The sequence below is a fragment of the Methanolobus bombayensis genome, from assembly GCF_017873415.1.
GTDB lineage: Archaea > Halobacteriota > Methanosarcinia > Methanosarcinales > Methanosarcinaceae > Methanolobus > Methanolobus bombayensis.
Map to the genome: position 1 here is coordinate 16,953 of NZ_JAGGKD010000020.1, position 17,332 is coordinate 34,284.

The 17,332-nt window shown below is 41.8% G+C and carries 16 protein-coding genes; 11 read left to right on the forward strand and 5 right to left on the reverse strand.

Translation table 11 applies throughout. From position 1 onward, the window contains the following. Window positions 1-25: 25 nt before the first annotated feature. Window positions 26-1,126 (reverse strand): ABC transporter permease, encoded by a 1,101-nt coding sequence (locus J2746_RS13550; RefSeq protein WP_342451851.1) that lies wholly within the window; start codon window positions 1,124-1,126, stop codon window positions 26-28. After that, window positions 1,123-2,931, reverse strand: a complete 1,809-nt coding sequence (locus J2746_RS13555) for an ABC transporter permease (RefSeq protein ID WP_209622181.1) — start codon at window positions 2,929-2,931, stop codon at window positions 1,123-1,125. The genes J2746_RS13550 and J2746_RS13555 overlap by 4 nt, the downstream gene beginning before the upstream one ends. 135 nt (window positions 2,932-3,066) lie before the next feature. On the opposite strand from J2746_RS13555, the gene J2746_RS13560 reads away from it, so the two are divergent. The 10 genes from J2746_RS13560 (at window position 3,067) to J2746_RS13605 (ending at window position 14,302) form a co-directional block, all read left to right on the forward strand. Next, entirely contained in the window at window positions 3,067-3,876 is an 810-nt protein-coding gene (locus J2746_RS13560; RefSeq protein WP_209622184.1) for a mechanosensitive ion channel family protein, read from the forward strand. 89 nt (window positions 3,877-3,965) lie between these two features. Next, a complete protein-coding gene (locus J2746_RS14995) occupies window positions 3,966-4,883 on the forward strand; it encodes an ABC transporter ATP-binding protein (RefSeq protein ID WP_342451852.1) in 918 nt (305 codons plus the stop codon). 110 nt (window positions 4,884-4,993) lie between these two features. Continuing rightward, on the forward strand, window positions 4,994-5,473 hold the full coding sequence (locus J2746_RS13570) for a MarR family winged helix-turn-helix transcriptional regulator (RefSeq protein ID WP_209622220.1): 480 nt from the start codon (window positions 4,994-4,996) through the stop codon (window positions 5,471-5,473). Next, entirely contained in the window at window positions 5,466-6,920 is a 1,455-nt protein-coding gene (locus tag J2746_RS13575) for an MATE family efflux transporter (protein WP_209622187.1), read from the forward strand. Before J2746_RS13570 ends, J2746_RS13575 begins: the two co-directional genes overlap by 8 nt. 214 nt (window positions 6,921-7,134) lie before the next feature. Continuing rightward, complete coding sequence (locus J2746_RS13580) at window positions 7,135-8,331, forward strand: adenosylcobinamide amidohydrolase (protein WP_209622190.1); 1,197 nt, start codon at window positions 7,135-7,137, stop codon at window positions 8,329-8,331. A gap of 18 nt (window positions 8,332-8,349) precedes the next feature. After that, the gene (locus J2746_RS13585) at window positions 8,350-9,333 is read left to right on the forward strand and encodes a TIM barrel protein (protein WP_209622193.1); all 984 of its coding nucleotides are present in this window, start codon (window positions 8,350-8,352) and stop codon (window positions 9,331-9,333) included. A gap of 134 nt (window positions 9,334-9,467) precedes the next feature. Continuing rightward, complete coding sequence (locus J2746_RS13590; protein WP_209622195.1) at window positions 9,468-10,022, forward strand: helix-turn-helix domain-containing protein; 555 nt, start codon at window positions 9,468-9,470, stop codon at window positions 10,020-10,022. Between the two features lie 175 nt (window positions 10,023-10,197). Beyond that, complete coding sequence (locus J2746_RS13595) at window positions 10,198-11,340, forward strand: helix-hairpin-helix domain-containing protein (RefSeq protein ID WP_245250180.1); 1,143 nt, start codon at window positions 10,198-10,200, stop codon at window positions 11,338-11,340. After that, window positions 11,337-12,182, forward strand: coding sequence for a DUF4130 domain-containing protein (locus J2746_RS13600; protein ID WP_245250181.1), 846 nt, complete (start codon window positions 11,337-11,339; stop codon window positions 12,180-12,182). The genes J2746_RS13595 and J2746_RS13600 overlap by 4 nt, the downstream gene beginning before the upstream one ends. A 5-nt stretch (window positions 12,183-12,187) precedes the next feature. Then, complete coding sequence (locus J2746_RS13605) at window positions 12,188-14,302, forward strand: MutS-related protein (RefSeq protein ID WP_209622200.1); 2,115 nt, start codon at window positions 12,188-12,190, stop codon at window positions 14,300-14,302. A gap of 51 nt (window positions 14,303-14,353) precedes the next feature. Here the strand turns inward: J2746_RS13605 and hisB are convergent, their stop codons facing one another. From hisB to hisG, 3 genes are read right to left on the reverse strand one after another with little or no spacing between them, the layout of a single operon-like run. After that, window positions 14,354-14,929 carry an imidazoleglycerol-phosphate dehydratase HisB gene (gene hisB / locus J2746_RS13610; protein ID WP_209622203.1) on the reverse strand — a complete coding sequence of 192 codons (576 nt, stop codon included), beginning with the start codon at window positions 14,927-14,929 and terminating at the stop codon, window positions 14,354-14,356. 39 nt (window positions 14,930-14,968) lie between these two features. After that, entirely contained in the window at window positions 14,969-15,709 is a 741-nt protein-coding gene (hisA, locus tag J2746_RS13615) for a 1-(5-phosphoribosyl)-5-[(5-phosphoribosylamino)methylideneamino]imidazole-4-carboxamide isomerase (protein WP_209622206.1), read from the reverse strand. A 10-nt stretch (window positions 15,710-15,719) separates the two neighbouring features. Next, a complete protein-coding gene (gene hisG / locus J2746_RS13620) occupies window positions 15,720-16,574 on the reverse strand; it encodes an ATP phosphoribosyltransferase (protein WP_209622209.1) in 855 nt (284 codons plus the stop codon). A gap of 250 nt (window positions 16,575-16,824) precedes the next feature. Here hisG and J2746_RS13625 point away from each other — a divergent pair. Then, window positions 16,825-17,332: methionine adenosyltransferase (locus tag J2746_RS13625; RefSeq protein WP_245250182.1), on the forward strand; the 508-nt coding region annotated here is incomplete at its 3' end.

The window sequence follows — 17,332 nt, forward strand, 5'->3', positions numbered from 1 at the left end:
ATAATCATCTATTTATTTTTATCTTTTAAATGTTATCTGGGTCATTTTTGATAACAAGTATTGTTGCCACATAAAGGACAAATGCCAGAAGCAGGTAAATGCCGGTCCATGTCCAGCTTTCCAGTGCAGTTATGCTGTTAATGGAGAGGCGGCTTACAAGGTTAAGCGGGGAATTTGTGAACAGGTATGAGGACATGAACAAAAATATCAGCACAAGTGAGTACAGCAGTTGTGCAACGCCTCTGTCCCTGAAGAACACTGCGATCATTGTGCTTGAAAATACAAGGACGGCTGCTATCATTGTGACCACCAGCAGAATCTGAAGTGAGTTATTAACCGATATTCGGTTCATAGACAGAAGAAGTATCCATACAAACGATTGCAGTGGCACGATCAGGATTGCAAGCAGGGCTTTTCCACTTACTATCTCCAGCAGTGAGGCAGGGGATGCCAGAAGCAGGTCCATTGTTTTGCGTTCGTATTCTTCTGTAATGAAGTCAATTATAAGTCCGCCGGAAATGAATGCAGGTGTGAATACCAGAAGTGGTAACAAAGCTACATAGACAAACTCAAAGAAAGTTGAAGAGGCAAATCTTCCTCTTTCTATTATGTTGAAATCTATTGGGGAATATCCCGGGAGTCTTTGTGTTCTTACATCCCTCACACTCTGTTCGTATTCTTCCAGTGGTTCCTTCAGTTGAAGCGATACCACAGTTGCCTTAATCTCTGATTTTGGCAGATATATATCAACATTGAGTAGATCCGTGCCTCCGGCTGTTCCCAGAGGTGTGACAATGATAGCATCTATTCGCCGGTCAAAGAAATCTCCGTAAGCAGGAATAAAGTCATCATAGAGGTATGTGCGTACATTGTTATCTATCAGAACTTTGTACAGTTCATCATCTTCAGTTCCCACAACTCCGATGTTCACTCCTTCAATGTCTACATCTCCGAGTGCAGTAGGGTCGTAGAATGATGTCAGACCTATAACAAGGAACGTTGAGAATGATGCAATGAAAAGCTGGATCACAATGGCAAGTATGAAGGTCTTTTCTTTCAGAAGATCTTTAAATTCTTTCTTTGCCACAGTCTTCATTTTCCGGCACGAATTGCCTCTTACGCTCACAATAGCATCTCCCTGAGAATTGTTATGTTATATATGCTGTGGAATATTGTTGCAGCTACTACTGCGTATTTATAGGCATTCGGTCCCTTCCAGTACATTACAAGCGAATTGATAATCACAGTTGTTATGTGTAGTAAGAGTGGGATCAGCAACAAAGCACCCATTGTCATAACCGTTCCGAAAGCTGAACTTGCAATCGGTGCAAGTGTAAGTACGGCAACGGCTTTTTCTCCGACAAAGAACCCGGCACCGGCCAGTATTGACAGACGGATTGCATTTTTGAATGTGATATCGGTAATCTTTCTCTTGAAAAGTGTATAGATTCCTATGGATTTGACAATCTCTTCGGCCAGTGCCGACAACAGGATCATTGCAAGTATTGAATATGGCACCGGGAGGTTGAAGAGCATTACAATGAGCATAAGTTGCGTCATGTACACGACAGGTATGAAGATAATACTGAGGAAAAAGACCGATCCATAGCGGTATGAAAGGAACATTTCAAAGCAGTCTATTATCTTTGAGCTAATGGATTTCTGGGTGAACAGATCCTCCTCTCTGAAAATAGAAGTTCCGAATGCATACACTGCTGCTGCTACAAGGTAAAATGGAAGTGTGGAGAAAATATATGTGTTCCACATTACAGTTTCTCCTTCGATGAGCCTGACTATGAGGGTTATGGGGGAAATGGAACTTATTGCATGGATGTTCGCAAACATTGCCGGGAAGAACAGGTACCCTGATATCACTACTGAGAGGAATACACTTGCAAAAGTAAGTTCCTTGAAACTTCTTGAAAGGATGGCACTGTAAAATGAAAGTGCAAAGAAAAGCAGTATTACCGGCAGAATCGCAGCAAGCACCAGCAGTATTCTTTCAACATCTGCAAATGTTGATGGTATCTTGAGTATGTACAGGGTTATTGCCGCCTGTATCAACATTGTTATTACAAGATATGGGAGGGTCTTTCCGATTACTACATCCCTGCTTCTAAGTGGCGCTATAAGCACAAGTTCTCCTTTTCTGTTTGTTCGCTCATCCATCAGGCTTGTGGAATAGAATTGAGAAACAAAGTATATCGGGAAGATGAAAAGGAATGCGTAAAGTATCGCTGTAAATGGTACAGGTGGATTGAAATTCGATGGTGTTGAAACGGTCTGCCTTTCAAAGAATGTCTTTCCTTCCATGGCATCAAGTGCTTCAATATCTTCCGGGGAAATTGTTGATGAACCGGTCCTTACACTGCCGTCCCCGCTTCCACCTTCTTTTCCACCGGGTACATTTTCAAGGGCAGCGGTTCTGTTATAACCTCTGCTTATCTCATCAATTGTGTCTTCGGTTCCTGTAAGCTGGAAATCCTGGGGTCGTTCCAGATCATGGACAGTTACCCATACAGGGTGAGTGTTGTTTACATCATTGTATGAAGTGAGAACAAGTTCCCTGTATTCTATGAATGTATTCTCCAGCGCATCACCTGCAGAAGCAGCCTTTCTGGTGTCACTCAGGTAGACATTGTTGCCTATAATTGCCATGTCAGCTCCATATTCGTAGTAAACGCTGGCCTCAAACCTGTCAACAAGCATGTGATCAAAGCGCTGGTCTGTTTCTATTATTGGTTGAACTTCGGGCTGTGAAGAAGCTACAAGGTATATCTTCTGGTTCATACTCATTCCTGTCTGGGAAGCAGCGTAGGATGCTACTATTACAAGTATAAGCGCTATTATGAGCATGATTATCGAGCGTGCGTCAAATTTGAGTTTTGACCGCATCAGCTCCCATTTTGCGATAGTGAACCAGCTTGCCATTGATATTTTATTAGTACTCTATTATATTAATATCTATTTCATAAAAATCTCGCCTATTTAAATTAAAAAGAGTTATATGTACCAAAGCTCCCAATATTTATGATAAGTTTCTATTATTTAGTGGAGTTGTGATAAATGGCAGATATTTTATCTCAAACAATTCCTTATACAGGTGTCACTGTGGCAAATATTGTATTTGCTCTTGTGGTTCTGGTTGCCGGAATTGTTATTGCGGGAGTGCTTTCAGGTATGTTCCGTAACGGATTGAAAAAGACAAAACTTCCTGAGCTGATAATTGAATTCCTGGTGCGTTTTCTGCGTGCCTTGCTGTACGTAGCTGTTTTGCTTGCAGTTGTAAGTGCACTTGGAGTTGACATAAGCTCAGTTGTGGTCGGACTTTCCGCAGTTATCGGTTTGGTTCTTGGATTCGGTATGCAGGATTCCCTGAACAATCTGGCTGCGGGTATATGGATAGCATCCCTGAGGCCACTTGACAAAGGAGAATATGTTACAGTCAATGGCATGTCCGGTACGGTACACGCAGTAGGCATAATGGCTACGGAACTTCTCACACCTGACAACCAGTTCATAACCATGCCTAATAAACTGGTGTGGGGCAGTCCTATTGTGAATGCAACTCGAATGCCTACACGCAGGGTTTCGGTTGATGTGGGCATAGGTTATTCTTCAGATGTTCCTAAGGCTGTTGAAATTGCAATGGGTGTTATCAAAAAGGACTCCCGTGTGCTGGCAGATCCGGCTCCGGCAGTTGTTACAACCGAACTTGCGGATTCATCTGTGAACCTGCAGTTGCGCGCATGGGTCAACACTTCGGACTTCTGGGCTCTTAAGAATGACCTTACTATAGCTATTCATGCTGAGTTTGGCGCACAGGATATTGAAATTCCATTCCCACAGCTGGATGTGCACATGTACAAGATCTAAATTTTACTTGCATAGCTCAATTAAGCTATGCAAATCTTCTTTTTATAATTATAATGCAATTTATATATCGGTAGTTTCATAGTCTAAGTGTGGAACCTGGAATAATTGAAGTAGACGGACTTCGCAAAGAATACGGCGATTTTGTAGCTGTTGATAATCTTTCATTCTCAGTGGAAAAAGGACAGATATTCGGAATAGTCGGACCTAACGGAGCAGGTAAGACTACAACTCTGAAAATGCTTAGCAGTCTTATCAGGCCGACCTCAGGTAGCATTTACATGCAAGGTCTGAATGTTGCCACAGATGCCGTTGAGATAAAATCATTCCTTGGCTTTCTTCCGGAGGAATCTCCTCTTTACGAAGGCATGGAAGTAGATGATTATCTGTTGTACTTTGCAGAGTTATACTGTGTTCCCAAAGACCAGGCAAAGAAAAGGATACGTGAACTTCTTTTTGATCTTGCGCTCAATCCTGATGGAAAGAAGATCGGTGACCTGTCAAAAGGTATGAAACGTAAGGTTGCAATTGCACGTTCTCTTATCAATGACCCTGATATTCTGATATACGATGAACCTGCTTCAGGTCTGGACCCCATGACCTCAAGATATATCACTGATTATGTGCGCTCGTTGAAGCAATCCGGTAAGACAATAATATTCAGTGCTCACAATCTGTACCAGGTGGAAAGCCTTTGTGACAGGATACTTATTATGAAAGGCGGAAAGCTTGTTACACTTGGAACAGCCGAAGAGATTAGAAAAGAGTATGGTAAGATCCAGTATCGTCTTGAATTCAAGGTTGATGATATTAAAGAATATACTATTTCTGACGTTGTCAAGGAAGTTGATGGCAGCTATATTGTGATCACAAATGATATTGATGTGGTAAATCAGACTACAAAATGGGTTGCTTCCAAAGGTGGAGACATCGTTGAAATGCGTACCATAGTTCCATCCCTGGAAGAGATATTCCTTGAACTTATGGGCGTTGAACTTTTTGTTGATTGATAATGCTGTTTTTTCCTTTTAGCATACGCTTTTATAGATTAGTTGCATATGCAACCATTGCATACGCAACAATATGTTCTATTCGGCTTTTGGTGATCACTTTGGAAAACATGGGCAATTCTGAAAAAAGTAGTTATATTGAAAAGCATGAATCCATTGGAAGGGATATATCTCATCTGTTCAAGTCTATAAATATCTACATCTCAAAGGAGCTTGAGCCCTATGGTATCGGAAGTGGTCAGTTCCCTTTTTTCATGAGACTTTTACACCATGATGGTGTTAACCAGGAGACTCTGGCAAATCTCCTGAAATATGATAAAGCCACAATAACCCGTTCGGTGAACAAGCTGGAAAAAAAGGGTTATGTTGTACGAAAACGAGATCCTGCAGACAAGCGTGCATACTGTGTGTACCTGACAGATAAGGGACGAAGCATGCAATCTTTATTGTTCAGCATAAGTTCCAATATAAGTGAGGTTCTGCTGCGTGGTTTTAATGCTGAGGAAAAGGAAATGTTCTTTTCCCTTATAGAAAAAGCTGCCAGGAATATGGCATCTGAAAACCAGATAAGGAAGGCTTCTAATGAATAAGGATCAAAATAACAACGAGGATCTTCCTCCTGATCCTTCTCAAAAAACAACATCCGGAATGAAAGCCCTGCTTGGTGATCCGAAAAAGGCGATAATAAAACTTGCACTTCCTATGATGCTTGGTATGTCTGTACAGACCCTGTATAATCTGGTGGATACTTTCTGGGTTTCGGGTCTTGGAGCAGATGCTCTGGCAGCAGTTGGTTTTGTTTTCCCGTTCTTCTTTGCAATAATTGCATTATCTAACGGGCTCGGAGTTGGATCAGGTTCTGCCATATCCAGAAGGTTTGGTTCCAGGGATAAGAAAGGAGCGGATAATGTTGCAGTTCATACCATGATACTGATGCTTTTGATGTCCATTATTTTCACAGTAACTCTCTTCACCTTTGCAGAAGAGATATTTATTCTCATAGGTGCCGGTAAAACAACAGCAATGGCAACATCTTATGGCCAGGTTATTTTTGGTGGGAGTATACTATTATTCTTTACCAATGTTGCAAATGCCATCCTGAGGAGTGAAGGGGATACCAAAAGGGCAATGAATGCCATGATATTTGGTTCTGTACTGAATATTATTCTTGATCCTATATTCATCTACTATCTTGATATGGGTGTTTCAGGTGCCGCATGGGCTACTGTGATCTCCATGGGTATCACTGCCATAATGATGGGAAGCTGGCTCTTCTTTAAGAAAGACACCTATATTTCCTTTGATTTCAATGATTTCAACTTTGAAAAAGATATACTCAGGGATATCTTCAGGGTAGGTATTCCTGCTTCTGTTCAACATACTTCCATGGCGCTCATGATGCTTGTGATGAACGTGATAATCATAGCTGTGAGCAATACAGATGGTGTGGCTGTCTATACCGTTGGGTGGCGTGTGGTTACAATAGCAATAGCTCCTCTGATAGGTGTTTCAACTGCAGTCGTAACAATGTCCGGTTTCTCTTATGGTGAAAGTTCTTATGAAAAACTTTCCTTTACACACCTGTATTCTGTGAAGATGGGGTTGCTTGTAGAAGCTGTAATAGCTGTTTTGACTTTTGTTTTTGCTCCCCAGATAGCTCATGTTTTCACACTTTCAGAAAGTGCTTCACACATCACAGGGGATCTTATTACATTCCTCCGTATTATCTGCATATTCTACCCTCTCGTATCGCTTGGTATGCTTTCCTCTGCTCTCTTCCAGGGTGTTGGAAAAGGAATGAATGCTCTGTTCGCGACAATTCTCCGTGCTTTAATATTCGTGCCTATGTTTGCGATTGCTTTTGCTTTTTATCTGAGCGAAGGACTTGAGGGTGTATGGTGGGGAATGGTCGTAGGCAATATGATGGGTTCCATATTCATATTCATCTGGGCAAGACTTTACGTTTCACGACTGCTGAAGTCCGGAAGCAGAAGTATCTCTTCTGCAACCCCTGAACCCGTGGAAATGGAACCGTGAAATTGTGGCTCAATTGAATTTGAAAAGGTATTTAAGATACTCAGTGATATATTCATTAATGTCCTGTGTTACCAGATCCTCCATGTAACCGGATTTAGTCGCAGGGCAGATTATATGTATTCACGATTTTGGTGCCTTTTTTCGTAAGGTATCATACTGTGTATCATGGTATTTTACTTACTGTTGATTCTATTGTAGTGCGGAAGAATATTCTATGAAGTCCAGATCCACAAATAGGCCTGATGAAGACACAGGTTCTGCAAAAGCCGGTATTAGAAAAGAAGGAAAACGTTCTCTCCTGTTTGAGACAACTGGCAATGAGAAAATTTACAGATACAGCGATTCTATTCTTGTTAGTTTGCCGGAGGGACGGAAAACACTTACAACTTCATGGTTGAACGGTGGATTTCGTGAAGATATCAGGACAATTTTCAATCACACAATACCAAAAGGCAAGCATGCTCCCAGGGAACTGGAAGGGGGAACTGTTCCTGCTTATCTTGGTATCATAGCAAAAAGACTTGGTGCTGATCCGGAGACTTCTTCAGGACTTCTGACTGCTGCTAACATGGATAATGTTGCCATAATCACAAAATCCTTCCGCGGGGTGGAGGTGACTGCTGTTATGACTGCAGGTATTGAAGTTAACGGAGGACGAGCAGGAGATCCCGCTTCTTATTATCAGGAGAATGGTTCTCACCAGTTCATTCAGGGTACCATAAATATGATAGTTATAATAGGTGCCGCCCTTCCGGATTATACCATGGCAAGAGCAATAATTACGGCAAGTGAGGCAAAGGCTGCCGCCCTCCAGCAACTGATGGCTCCAAGCAGATATTCTACCGGCATAGCTACCGGTTCGGGAACTGATATGATTGCAGTGGTCTGTGATGGTACAAGCTCTCTGACCCTGACGGATGCAGGCCAGCATTCAAAGCTTGGAGAACTTATAGGCAAGGTCGTGATAAAATGTACTCATAAGGCACTTGAACTGCAATCTGACCTGACAGTTCTTTCCCAGAGAGACATGCTTGTAAGACTTGAACGGTTCGGAGTAACTGAGCTGGATTACTGGAATGTTGCATCAGGTCTTAATGGTGCTAATCGCAAAGCAGCTTTTTTTAAAGTGCTTAGGGAGATGTCAAAAAACCCGGTTCTTGTGAGCGCAATTGCTTCGGTATTGCATATTGTTGATGAGATATCATGGGGGCTTCTTCCTGAGACTGCAGGAGGGAAAGTTGCGGTTTCAGTAATGAAAGGTCTTCCGACAACACTTGGAATAGATGACACTATACCATTCGATGAATTAACTGATGAGAAAGATTCTGTTATAGATAACTGGGTCCGTGTAACCGCATGGATGGCAAAGAATTGTGATCAGAAGGGTTTGTGTGAGCAGGATGAGGATTAGTTTTGAAGAGGGGAGATTATGAAAGAGCTGGTGAATTTTTCTCTGTATGAAAATGATATGAACATGTTTGACTCTGATTGGGGTATGATCAGGAATTTCCTTGTGCGGCATGATCTTGATGGTCTGGAACTTTTTGTGGATTCCTCTCCACTCCCTGAAGATGTGCCAAAGGACCTGGTTGTAGGGGTTCACCTGCCATACTGGATGGGAAGGCACAGGGCATGGGTTGATTCTTCTGTATTTACTCAGGATATGGAAGAGTTTGAGCGGATCTATGTTTTTGGCGGTAGCAGCCGTGATGAGGTAATCAGCACTTTCAGACAGGCTCTGGATAATGCACACACTCTGGATGCTGCATATGCGGTTTTCCATGTATCCTATGCCGAAATAGAGCAGGTCTACACACGCTGTTTTGACTGTACCGATTATGATGTTCTTGATACAACCGCAGAGTTTCTGAATGAGGCAGTGTCTGTTTATCCTGGCGGCGAACCACCTGTAAGGCTCTTCTTTGAGAACCTGTGGTGGCCGGGACTTACTTTTCTTGACCCTATGAATGTTGAATACTTTGCTTCCCTGCTTGAATTTGATAACTGGGCTTTTGTTCTTGACACGGGCCATCTGATGAATGCCACTATGGGGTGTGAAGATGAAGATTGTTCTATTGATGTGGTTCTTGATCTTCTTTCAAGTCATTCGGAGGAATTTATTAAAAGAATTGAAGGTATGCATTTTCACTGCAGTCTGTCAGGTGAGTTCATGCGCAGTTCAATGGATTTAGAACTACCTGAAGGTTTTAGTTCCCTGTCATTCCATGAACGACTCATGTCTGTCATGGAAATACTGAATCAAATGGATGAACACATGCCATTTACCAATGAAAGGTGTTCTAAAATAGTTGATATGGTCGCCCCGGAATATCTCACGCACGAATTCGTTTCAACTGACTTGCGCTCTCTTGATGAGAAACTGTATATACAGACACAAGCATTGCGTGAATGAGTTATAATTATTATTAGTTTTCATTTTATTGTTAGTATTTTTAGTTTTATTTTTTTATTTTTTAACAATATGAGCTGTTTAATGAGCCGTTAACGCAGTAAAATATATATGGGACACGATATTTACTTCTATATATGAGCTCTCTCGATAACAATGATTCCGAGAATCCAGAGCATACTGATCGTTTGAAACTTTTCAGTGCTCTTGGAAGTGAAACCAGACTTAGAATGCTTCAAAGGCTTACTGAAGGCGAAATGCACATATCAGAACTTGCAAGGGAACTCAGTATCTCTGTACCGGTTGCTGCAAAACACGCAAATATACTGGAAGATGCTGACCTGATACAACGCAAAGTTTATGGAAAGACCCATGTCCTGCAACTTAACAACAAGAACATTTTCCATGCACTTGACATATTCGCACCTTCCAGAACCGTTGAGGTAAAAAAGGGCGCTACACTGCTTGAAGCACTCAAAAAGGCAGCAGTTGTCGAAGTGAAAGATGTCCACGGACAGGACAATATTGTTTCCACCAACGGTGAGGAAGGTTTCTTTGTTTATGAAGTGGACGGAGTTTTCTCTGATAAGAACGTTAATGAATATCTTTTCGATAAAGATTCTACAGTTATGTGGAAAAAGCTCGAACCGATCAGCATCCTGAAAGTCAAAGTAAAGATCGCAGAGGAATAATCTTATTTTTGAAGAGCGCTAATCCGTTCTTCCAGTATCTTTTCTTTAGTTCTTTTTTCTTGTTTCATTCTTTTTTTAGTTCTTTCTTTTTAGATTCTGATGTTATTCAATTTTCATGAATACTTTCACCCCGCTTACATGTCGCTTATATCTTGAGGTGTCATAGTCTCCTGTGATGACCCACAGAAGTCCTGCTAATGAGCACCATATGACGCTTATGGAAAGGATGAGAGTATTGTCCGAAGGCACAAAGTATGACAGTTGCAACCAGAGTGCTGTTTGCCACGCTTTCGGTCCTGATGGCCGTTGCATACAGCTCTACAAAACGCTGATGACAAATGCCTGCTCCGGGGAGTGCACGTATTGTCCGAACAGGTGCGGCAGAGATTCTGTGAAGGCATCGTTAAGTCCTGAAGAGATCGTGAAGATCACATGGTCATTCTATCGCAGAAATGCAATTGAAGGACTGTTCCTGTCATCAGGTGTCATGGGTGATTCGGAAAGAACTGCTGAGAAGCAACTGGAGGTAGCAAGACTTCTGAGGAGCCAGGGATTCACAGGTTATGTACATATTCGCGTGATGCCGGGGACACCTAAATATTTACTTGAAGAGATTTCTGAATGTGCAAATAAATTTGGTGTGAATGCAGAGACGACAAGTACAATAAATTACTCGGAAATATGCCCGAATTTCGATTACAAGAACGATGTACTTCAGCGTCTGCAATGGACTCGCAATCTGATCAACAAAAAAAGAAAGGAGGAAGGTTTCAGAGGACGTATAATCGGTGCTAATGACACCCAGTTCGTTGTAGGAGCGGTCCAGGAATCTGACAGGGAGATTATAGGGACAGTTGAGGATTTTATGGACAAATATGAGTTAAGAAGACCATATTTCATGAGCTTTGATCCGGTTCCATTCACACCTCTTGAGAATAATGAACCTTCTCCAATGTGGAGGGAGATACGGTTGTATCAGACATCTTATCTTCTGAAGGATTATGGAATGACTGCACATGACCTGGATTCCGTTCTTGATGACAATGGCTTCCTTCTGGATATGGACCCCAAGATGCTTCTTGCTTCCTGCAATCCGGACATTTTTCCCATCAATGTTAACACTGCAAGCAGGGATGATCTGCTTAAGGTACCGGGAATCGGACCGGTGGGTGCCAACAGGATAATTCAGTCAAGACCAATAAGTTCTGAAAAGGAACTTACTCGTATGGGTGTGGTTATCAGCCGTGCAAGGCCTTTTATTGAGCTCAACGGTAAAAGACAGACTAACCTTTTCTCTTTTACAGGTGTGGGAGCATGATAGTAGCATTCAGGGAAAATGTGGAAGGTGTTCTGCTTGCATGTGCGGAACTTATGGAAAATAAAGACTGCGAACTTATCAGTGCAAAGGACAGAGATGCGCTGAAGAAGAAAATGGATTTTACAGGTATCAGTGATGTTAAACAACTGGGTTTCAGGGCTACAGCTGACACATCAAAACTGCTTCGCCATATTTTTGGTGCACAAAGACCAAGGATGTTCCAGCGTGATCCTGATGTTGAGGGTTACATCTCTCTGGTTCTGAGGCACCGAAGTTCAAGACCAATTGAACTTGTCCATTTCCTGGCTTCGTGTGAAGGTAATGCAGAATTCCTATATTCCGGTAAAACTCGAATCGGAAAGAAATACTATAATTACATGCGTGATGTGAGCCGGTCATATCATCGTATGTGCATGTTTTCACGTCCTTATTCAGTAGGTGGTGTACTTTCTGTGAAAGTAGATTCACCTCATAGTATTGGAGATATGTTCTGTCGCTGGCTTTCCAGAAAGAATCCCGATCTTCCAGTGGCTGTGATTCAAGGTGATATTGCCTGGATAGGCAATGGAAGGCACGTGGGACTGGAACATTATACAACTGTTCCTGCCTCTCTTGCAGGAAGTCTGGAATTTACATCCGCAACAGATGAGATCGATGACCTGTGGGATATGTATTATGATTCACAGGCAATTCCTCAGAGGAGAAACAAATCTCATGCAAAACAATTACAACCAAAGGCATCAGCTTCTATGAGCAAGATGTCTGAAAGAGACAGGTATAAGGTTGAAAGAGGGATTGCAAATTGCACTCTTGATAATTTTGCATCCGGATCGGAGGTGTAGTTCTAATGCTGGCAGAAGTGAGAACATTACAGGATATTCCCGGTATAGGGAACAAGATGTCAAAACGTTTCGTTGAGCATTTCGGTAGCGAAGTTCAGGCACTCGATGCAATACTTGCAGGAGACATTGCCAGCATTTCAGAAGTAGAAGGAATAGGACAGCGCTATGCCATATCGTTAATACAGGATGTTTCTTCCAGGGTGGAGGGTGTCACAGTGGATGACTTTTTGAGAACCCAGGAGGCAATGGATGTTTACGAAAAATTGATCGATCTTGTGCGTGAATTTGCGCATACACGTTATTCCAGAGATAAATTGCACGTATTTTTCCCATATCCTTCTGCAAAAGAAGAAAAGATCATGCAGGTAAGGGAATCAGTTTCATATTATATGCAGACTGCCAGCATCCTGGAAGGTGATAAAACTATTGCAGATCATCTCTCAACGGTATCCCAGCTTAATTTCAGGCATCAATGTCCCAAAATACGGGATCGTGTGATTATTACGTCTGATCAGGAATGCTATGAGTCTGCAAAAAAGCGTTTTTCAGGTCTAATTGATGTTCATTTTTCTCGTTCCCTTTCTGAATTCATAGATATTTCCAGGGGTTTTTCCCAGGTGATTGCTGTGGGTGATGATTTTCTGGCTTTTGATTTTCCCGAGGATGTAGAGCCGGAATTTGTGTCTGACCTGGATGACCTGGATGATTACAGGATTGTCCCTGAAAAGGAGATATTCCTGTTTTCACGTAATCTCAAGTCTCTTGAGTCTTCTGTTAACCTGGTGAAGTTGTTTCGGTCCAAAGGTGTAAGCTTCTTTGAGAAAATAGATGATGATGCGATTGAAATGTTGTCATCTACTCTGGCTCTTATTGATGTGAATGGTGATATTGTCCATGGGATGGATTCCGAGCTGGACAGGATATCCGATGCAATTTGCAATCTCAATTCAGTTGTCAATGAAACTGTTAGCTCTGTAAATGAAGAACTGAATTCTACTCTTGAAAAGAGTCAGATGACTCTAAGTGGGCAGGATATGCTTAAGGTCATGAACGGTTCAATTGAACTGAAGGAGATATTGGGTAAGAAGTTGCATAAAAATTACAGTTCAATTGTAAAAGATGCTATAGAAAAAATATGTAATGGACTTAATCTGGAGAAAAAAGAAAGGTTACTTGTTGATTCTCTTTTCCCCGGGGAAATAATGCACCCTATAGAGGCTGATGTTGATGCCCTAAACAATCTCAGGCAGCATCTGGATAAAAAAGCACTTAAAAGAAAGTTCGATCATAAGCGTGAAGTTTCCCGCATATTGTCTGGCTATAGAGAACTTTCCCGGGAGATGGTAAAGTCAGTTCTTGACTTTGACGTGGGTTTTGCTATTGGTTTGTTTTCCATTACATATGGTCTTTCAATGCCTGAGATAATAGAAGGTTCAGGGATTGGTTTTAAAGGTGGAAGAAATCTTTTCCTGCTTTCAAGGCATGGTGATGTAACTCCTGTGGATTACTCTATAGGTACAAGTTCTCTTGGTCCGCAAAATGAAGATAGTCGTGTTGTACTTTTAAGCGGGGTAAATTCAGGAGGTAAAACATCTTTGCTGGAATTACTTGCACAAAGCATTATTCTTGCACACATGGGTTTTCCGGTTCCTGCAGAAAAGATGGAAATATCTCTTACAGACTCAATGTATTATTTTGCCAAATCAAAAGGTACGCTGGATGCAGGAGCTTTTGAAACAACACTTACTGAGTTCTCAGTGATTGCTGATGAGTCTGCAAAGTTCGTACTGGCTGACGAGCTGGAGTCTATTACAGAACCTGGTGCATCAGCAAAGATCATGGCAGGCATACTTGAAGTTCTCATGGAAAATGATAGTACGATGTCGATTTTTGTGTCACATCTTTCCGAGCAGATAATGGAAAATATCAACTGTAATATCCGGGTTGATGGAATAGAGGCCAGTGGGCTTGATTCAGAACTTAATCTTATGGTTGACAGGAACCCACGCTACAATTATGTTGCAAAAAGCACTCCTGAATTGATAGTGGAAAGGCTTTCAAAGAAGACCGGTGGCAAAGAACAGGAGTTTTACGAAAAATTAAGAACTAAATTCCGATAATTCGGAATTATGGAATCACAAAATAGATTAGTTTTCAGTTATTATGAAGTATCAAAGCACTCCTTTGGTGCTTTTGATTTCATTCCCTTCTATAATTATTGCCCTTCTGAGAGCATAGGCGAAGGCTTTGAAGAGTGCTTCTATCTTATGGTGATCGTTGTCACCATAAACATGAGCATGCAAATTCATTTTAGCATTCTGGGCAACAGCTTCAAAGAAGTGATTAACCATCTGTGTGCTGAACTCACCAACTTTAGGAGCTTTGAACTCTGCATCTATCACAAGATAGCTGCGTCCTCCAAGATCCATTGCAACCGTTGCAAGAGCTTCATCCATGGGGATACGTGCTTCTCCGAATCTTGCAATACCTGCCTTATTCCCAAGTGCTTCTGCCAGTACCTGACCAAGAACGATGCCTGTGTCTTCAATCAGATGGTGATCGTCTACAATAAGATCTCCGGTAGCTTCTATTATAAGATTAAAGTTCCCGTGTTTTGTGAATGCGGTTAGCATGTGGTCAAAAAAACCGATTCCAGTACTTATGTCTGCAACACCTTCTCCATCAAGGTCAAGCTCGATGCTAATATCGGTCTCGCTGGTTTTGCGTGAAATATCTGCTTTTCTCATAGGTTCACCTGCTAACTTTGCTCACTATCTTTGACTGCTTTATAAATCCTCATTGATAATATTTATCGCTTCTGGAAGTGTGAATTTGCCAGTGTATAATGCACTTCCAACAACTACTGCCTTTGCTCCGGTTTTCTTCAATGCCACCAGGTCTTGCAGTTTGGTAACCCCGCCAGATGCAATTACCGGGATACTAACGGATTTTACCAGTTCTTCAGTAGGTGTGGTGTTCACACCCTGAAGCAGTCCTTCAGAGTCAATATTAGTAAATAGGATACTTCCTGCTCCGAGTTTCTCAAATTTGATCCCCATTTCAACGGCTGTGAATTCGGATTCTTTTTTCCATCCATCAATAGCTACCTTGCCATTCTTTGAATCCAGGGCAACATTTATGCGTTCACTTCCAAATTCGTCAGCAAGCTCTTTTACAAGCTTTGGGTTATTGATGGCAGCAGTACTAAGGATGACCCGATCAACACCGATATTTAATAATTCTGCAGCATTTTCAAAAGTACGGATTCCACCGCCTACTTGGATTTTCATTCCAAGAGGCTTACATTCTTTTACAATATTCTCAATAATTGGTGCGTTCTTGCGTTTACCGTCGATGGCACCGTCAAGGTCTATTAGGTGCAGGGTCTTTGCTCCCTGTGCTACCCAGTCCTTTGCTACTGCAACAGGGTTATCTATGGAAACCATTTCGCTTCCAGGAACTCCCTGTACCAGTTGTACACATTTGCCGTTTCTCATGTCCACGGCAGGAATTACTTCAAATGACATTTTACCTCAGTTAAGGCATCATTCTCTCGATAGGGACCACCAGAATATCCTTTGCACCTGCTTTTTTGAGTTCACCGACAGTTGCAAAGATACTGGATGCATCCACAACAGCATGGACTGCAAGTATTGAATCATCTGATTCCACTTTCATTACTGTTGGTCCTGCCATTCCGGGAAGTACTTCTTTTACAGTTTCAAGTTTGTTTTCGGGAACATTCATCATAAGGTAGCGTTTACCCTTTGCTCTGAGTACACTTTCAACTGCTGTTTGTATCTGTCCTATCTTCTCATTATCAGCCTGTGTCTTCTTGTTAGCAATTAAGTAAACTGATGAAGTAAAGACCTTCTCTATCATCTTGAGATGATTTGTTACAAGAGTTGTTCCTGAACTTGAAATGTCAACAATGGCATCAGCAATTCCAACATGTGGTGTCATTTCACATGCGCCGCTTACCTTTATAACCTCGATGTCAACGCCAAGGTTCTTGAAGTATTTTGCAGTGATATTCGGGAATTCTGTTGCAACGCGCATTCCCTCAAGCTCTGCCGCAGAACTGATATTGGATTCTTCAGGTACGGCAAGTACCAGACTTGCGCCACCGAATTTCAGGTCAAGCAGGACTTCTACGTCAGAATCGGTTTCGTCTATCAGGTCAAGACCTGTAATACCCACATCTGCAGCACCATCCTGCACATATTCAGGAATATCTGCGGCCCTTGCAAAGAGGTATGTTATTTCCGGGTCTGTTGTTTTAGCAAAGAGTTTCCTTGTTCCTCCTTCAAGTACAGGCAGACCTGCCTCTTTGAGAAGGTTTACTGTAGGGTCATGTAAACGCCCTTTATTGGGTATTGCAATACGTATCATGTGGATCCTTCTGTGAAATTATAATCAGTATCAATTGAACGTTCTTTGAAAGACTTTTATAGCATATAGAGTTCACGCTGAGCTTAGATTTAAGTTAGTTAATTTAACATGTGTGATTTTATTATTGCTGGTAATATAATCGGATAGGAAATATTAAATATTAATTGTGTTCTTGATATAGCGAAGAATACATAATCAATTTGATTTATCTTCTTTCATCTGTCTTTTAATTGATTTCTAGAGGATTAATATGATGCGAAACATCAAAGTTGAACACCTGATGGAAACGCCGGTGGAAAAACAGCAGATCGAACTTGTGGAGAGAAAGGGAGTAGGTCATCCTGACAGTATCTCCGACGGTCTCGCAGAAGCTATGAGCCGTGCATTGTGTAAAGAGTATATCGAAAAATGTGGTGCAGTTCTTCATCACAACACCGATGAAACCCAGATAGTCGCAGGAAGGTCAAACCCCCAGTTTGGAGGTGGAGAAGTTATCCAGCCAATTTACACTCTGCTTGTAGGAAGGGCAACCAAAGAATTCAACGGTGTTGAGATTCCTGCAGAGTCTGTTGCTTTGAAAGCAGCTAAAAACTATCTCAGAAACACCATTGTAGACATTGACCTTGAAGGCGACATAATTCTTGACTGTAAACTTGGTACCGGCTCATCTGATCTGAGAGATGTTTTCCAGAGGGACAGGGTTCCTGTGGCAAACGATACTTCCTTTGGTGTAGGTCACGCTCCTTTTTCAGAACTTG

Bases quoted from the DNA above. Each gene is read 5' to 3' on its own strand.
- J2746_RS13555 (WP_209622181.1), bottom strand. From the start codon at position 2,931: ATGGCAAGCTGGTTCACTATCGCAAAATGGGAGCTGATGCGGTCAAAA.
- J2746_RS13560 (WP_209622184.1), top strand. From the start codon at position 3,067: ATGGCAGATATTTTATCTCAAACAATTCCTTATACAGGTGTCACTGTG.
- J2746_RS13570 (WP_209622220.1), top strand. From the start codon at position 4,994: ATGGGCAATTCTGAAAAAAGTAGTTATATTGAAAAGCATGAATCCATT.
- J2746_RS13575 (WP_209622187.1), top strand. From the start codon at position 5,466: ATGAATAAGGATCAAAATAACAACGAGGATCTTCCTCCTGATCCTTCT.
- J2746_RS13580 (WP_209622190.1), top strand. From the start codon at position 7,135: ATGAAGTCCAGATCCACAAATAGGCCTGATGAAGACACAGGTTCTGCA.
- J2746_RS13585 (WP_209622193.1), top strand. From the start codon at position 8,350: ATGAAAGAGCTGGTGAATTTTTCTCTGTATGAAAATGATATGAACATG.
- J2746_RS13590 (WP_209622195.1), top strand. From the start codon at position 9,468: ATGAGCTCTCTCGATAACAATGATTCCGAGAATCCAGAGCATACTGAT.
- J2746_RS13595 (WP_245250180.1), top strand. From the start codon at position 10,198: ATGACCCACAGAAGTCCTGCTAATGAGCACCATATGACGCTTATGGAA.
- J2746_RS13600 (WP_245250181.1), top strand. From the start codon at position 11,337: ATGATAGTAGCATTCAGGGAAAATGTGGAAGGTGTTCTGCTTGCATGT.
- J2746_RS13605 (WP_209622200.1), top strand. From the start codon at position 12,188: ATGCTGGCAGAAGTGAGAACATTACAGGATATTCCCGGTATAGGGAAC.
- hisB (WP_209622203.1), bottom strand. From the start codon at position 14,929: ATGAGAAAAGCAGATATTTCACGCAAAACCAGCGAGACCGATATTAGC.
- hisA (WP_209622206.1), bottom strand. From the start codon at position 15,709: ATGTCATTTGAAGTAATTCCTGCCGTGGACATGAGAAACGGCAAATGT.
- hisG (WP_209622209.1), bottom strand. From the start codon at position 16,574: ATGATACGTATTGCAATACCCAATAAAGGGCGTTTACATGACCCTACA.